The sequence below is a fragment of the Thauera phenylacetica B4P genome, from assembly GCF_000310225.1.
GTDB classification, from domain to species: Bacteria; Pseudomonadota; Gammaproteobacteria; order Burkholderiales; family Rhodocyclaceae; genus Thauera; species Thauera phenylacetica.
Window position 1 is genome coordinate 1 of the sequence record NZ_AMXF01000340.1, and the last position, 3,209, is coordinate 3,209.

The window sequence follows — 3,209 nt, forward strand, 5'->3', positions numbered from 1 at the left end:
CAATCCCGCACGCCGCATTCGCGCCTGCCGGCGCTCCTACATGAGCCAGCGCGCACCCGGCGTCTTCGCGCCCTTCGCCGCCGCACACGAACCGACACGCCTCTGGGGTTCCCGCCCCTCGCCGCCCGACGCGAACCGCCGCCCCCTGTAGGAGCGGCGGCAGCCGCGAATTCGGCGATCGAGCGACCGACGTGCTTCCCAATCCCGCACGCCGCATTCGCGCCTGCCGGCGCTCCTACATGAGCCAGCGCGCACCCGGCGTCTTCGCGCCCTTCGCCGCCGCGCACGAACCGACACGCCCCTGGCGTTTCCGCCCCTCGCCGCCCGACGCGAACCGCCGCCCCTGTAGGAGCGGCGGCAGCCGCGAATGGGGGCCGCGAATGGGGCGCTGCTCGATCAGAACGGGTAGAGTTCAGCCTCCCCGACAAATCAGCATTTACCGATGAAGAAGAACCTCTGGCTGCTGGCGATCGCGCAGGGCCTGTTCCTGACCAACAACGTGGTGTTCATCGCCATCAACGGACTGGTGGGCTTCAGTCTGGCGCCGGTGGGCTGGATGGCGACGCTGCCGGTGATGGGCTACGTGGTGGGCGGGGCGCTGTCGACCGGGCTGGTGGCGCGCAGCCAGCGGCGCTGGGGGCGGCAGCTGTCCTTCCAGCTGGGCCTGCTGGTGGCCTTCCTCACCGCGCTGCTGTGCGCCTTCGCGCTCTCGATCGGCAGCTTCTGGCTGCTCGTGGCGGGCACGGTGATTGCCGGCTACTACAGCGCCAACGGCCAGCTCTACCGCTTCGCGGCCGGCGAGCTGGCGCCGCCGTCCTTCCGCGAGAAGGCGGTGTCGCTGGTGCTGGCGGGCGGGCTGATCGGTGCGGTGATCGGGCCCAACCTGGCCAACCACACGCGCGAGGCGCTCGGCGCGCCCTTCCTCGGCTCCTACCTCGCGCTGGCGGTGGTGGCGCTGGTGTCGATGGCGGTGATGGCGGGCATCCGCTTTCCGTCCGAGCCGGCTAAGAAGGCGGGCGCCGACGGCGGGCGGCCGCTGGGCGAGATCGTGCGCCAGCCGGTTTTCATCGTGTCCACGCTGGCCGCGGCGATGAGCTACGGCGTGATGAACCTGCTGATGGCGGCCACCCCGCTGGCGATGGACGTGTGCGGCATGCCCTTCTCGGACGCGGCGCTGGTGCTGGAGTGGCACGTGATCGGCATGTTCGCCCCCGGCTTCTTCACCGGCCACCTGATCAAGCGCTTCGGTGTGCTGCAGGTCATGGGCGCGGGCGTGGCGCTGAACTTCGCCTGCGTCGCGGTGGCGCTCTCGGGGCAGGACCTGCACCAGTTCCTGGTCGCGCTCTTCCTGCTCGGCTTGGGCTGGAACTTCCTGTTTACCGGCGCGACCACGCTGTCGATGGAGGCCTATCGCCCGGAGGAGAAGGACAAGGCGCAGGCGGCGATCAACTTCGTGGTGTTCGCGGTGATGGCCTTTACCTCCTTCGCTTCCGGCGCGCTGGTGACGACGCAGGGCTGGGACCTGCTCAACCTCGGCTCGATCGTGCCGCTCGCGCTCACCGCGGCCGCGCTGGCGTGGCTGGCGCTGCTGCGGCGGCGTGCGGCGGCCGGGCAGGGCGCATGAACTTCCTCGCCCACGCCTGGCTCGCCGGAGAGTCGCCCGCGCTGGTGGTGGGCGGGGTCTTCGGCGACTGGGTCAAGGGGCCGCTGCCGGGCACGCTGCCCGCCGACCTCGCGCGCGGAGTGGCGCTGCACCGCGCGATCGACGCCTTCGCCGAGACCCACCCGGCCTTCCGCGCCAGCCGCGCGCGCGTGTCGGCGGCGCGGCGGCGCTACGCCGGGGTGCTGGTCGACATCTTCTGGGACCACCTGCTGGCGCGCGACTGGGCGTTGCACGGGGAGGGGGCGCTGGCGCCCTATTGCGCCGGCGTGTACCGGCAGCTCGCGGCGCGCCGGGCGGACCTGCCCGCGTCCGCCCACCTTGCGCTGGACCTGATGGCAGGCGAGGACTGGCTGGGCAGCTATGCCGGGCTGGAAGGCATCGCGGATGTGCTCGCGCGCATGGGCCGGCGGGCGCGCCAGCCCAACCCGCTCGCGGGCGCGGAGGTGGAGTTCGTGGCCGATCCGGCGGGCTTCGCGCAGGACTTCTCCGACTGGCTGCCGGATGCCCGGCGCTTCGTGGCCGAGTGGCTAGAGGCCCGCGGGCGGGCGCAAGGTGCCTGCGCAGGTTGAGCGCATCCGCGTGAGCGCATCCGCGTGAGAAAACGGCGTGAGAAAACGGCGTGAGCGCAGCGGTGGCACGAGGCGGGGCGGCTCGGGTGGCGGTGCCTCGTGCCGGTCGGTGAGGCCGCCTCAGGTCAGGTGGACCGGGCGCGCGGCGAAGGCCTCCGCGAGGGTGGCGAACTCGCGGCTGCGGTCGGCGCTGAGGCGGTAGAAGACGCGGTCGTCCTGCGTGCGCCCGCAATAGCTGCGGATTACGACGCGCTCGATGCCGGGGATGCCGCGGTTGGCCTCGACAGTCTTGATCGCACCCGTACCGGTGTCGTAGACACCCGGGCGCTCCCTGAATCCGAAGGGGTCGTCGGTCTTGTGCGCGCTCATGGAAAAGACTCCTCGAACCGGAATCGCAACGGAAACAAGGATAGCACCGGCGGGCGCGGGAGTGCCCCGGAGCGGCGTGTGGATGTCGGCGCAAGGTGGATGGAGAGCGCGGGTCTTCAGTGGAAGTCCCGGCTGCGCGCGGCGAGGCTGCCGAGCAGGGGCGAGTGATCCACCACCCGGCTCGCTACCAGATGCACGACGCGGCCCTGGCGGCGGATCTGGCCGAACACGCCCATCAGGCGCGCGCCGAGCAGGATGCGGCGCTGCTGCTCGAAGAGCTCGGGGCGGACGATGACGTTGGTGAGCCCGGTCTCGTCTTCCAGGGTGATGAAGAGCGTGCCCTTGGCGGTGCCGGGGCGCTGGCGGCAGGTGACCAGGCCGGCGCTGCGGGCGAGCATGCGGTCGGGCGCGGCGGTGATGTCGGCTGCGGTGAGAAAGCGCAGCGCCGCGAGCTGGTCGCGCACGAAGGCGAGCGGGTGGCGGCCGAGGGTGAAGCCGAGGCGGGCGTAGTCGGCGAGCAGGTCCTCGGTCTCGGCGGGTGCGTCGAGCGTGGCGGCGACGTCGCCGCCGGGTGCGGCGGCGAGCAGGCCGGGCAGGGGCGCGGCGCC

Annotated in this window: 3 protein-coding genes and 1 pseudogene; 2 read left to right on the forward strand and 2 right to left on the reverse strand. The window is 72.2% G+C overall.

What is annotated here, in order from left to right:
* Positions 1 to 442 precede the first annotated feature (442 nt).
* Positions 443 to 1,624, forward strand: a complete 1,182-nt coding sequence (locus C667_RS21555; RefSeq protein ID WP_004384132.1) for an MFS transporter — start codon at positions 443 to 445, stop codon at positions 1,622 to 1,624.
* Positions 1,621 to 2,232: an acyl carrier protein phosphodiesterase gene (locus C667_RS21560; protein WP_004384134.1), complete on the forward strand. Its 612-nt coding sequence runs from the start codon at positions 1,621 to 1,623 to the stop codon at positions 2,230 to 2,232. Before C667_RS21555 ends, C667_RS21560 begins: the two co-directional genes overlap by 4 nt.
* A 120-nt stretch (positions 2,233 to 2,352) precedes the next feature.
* On the opposite strand, the gene C667_RS21565 is transcribed toward C667_RS21560, so the two are convergent.
* Positions 2,353 to 2,601 carry a hypothetical protein gene (locus C667_RS21565; protein ID WP_004384137.1) on the reverse strand — a complete coding sequence of 83 codons (249 nt, stop codon included), beginning with the start codon at positions 2,599 to 2,601 and terminating at the stop codon, positions 2,353 to 2,355.
* A 116-nt stretch (positions 2,602 to 2,717) separates the two neighbouring features.
* A pseudogene (locus C667_RS21570) lies at positions 2,718 to 3,209 on the reverse strand (error-prone DNA polymerase); the annotation flags it as partial.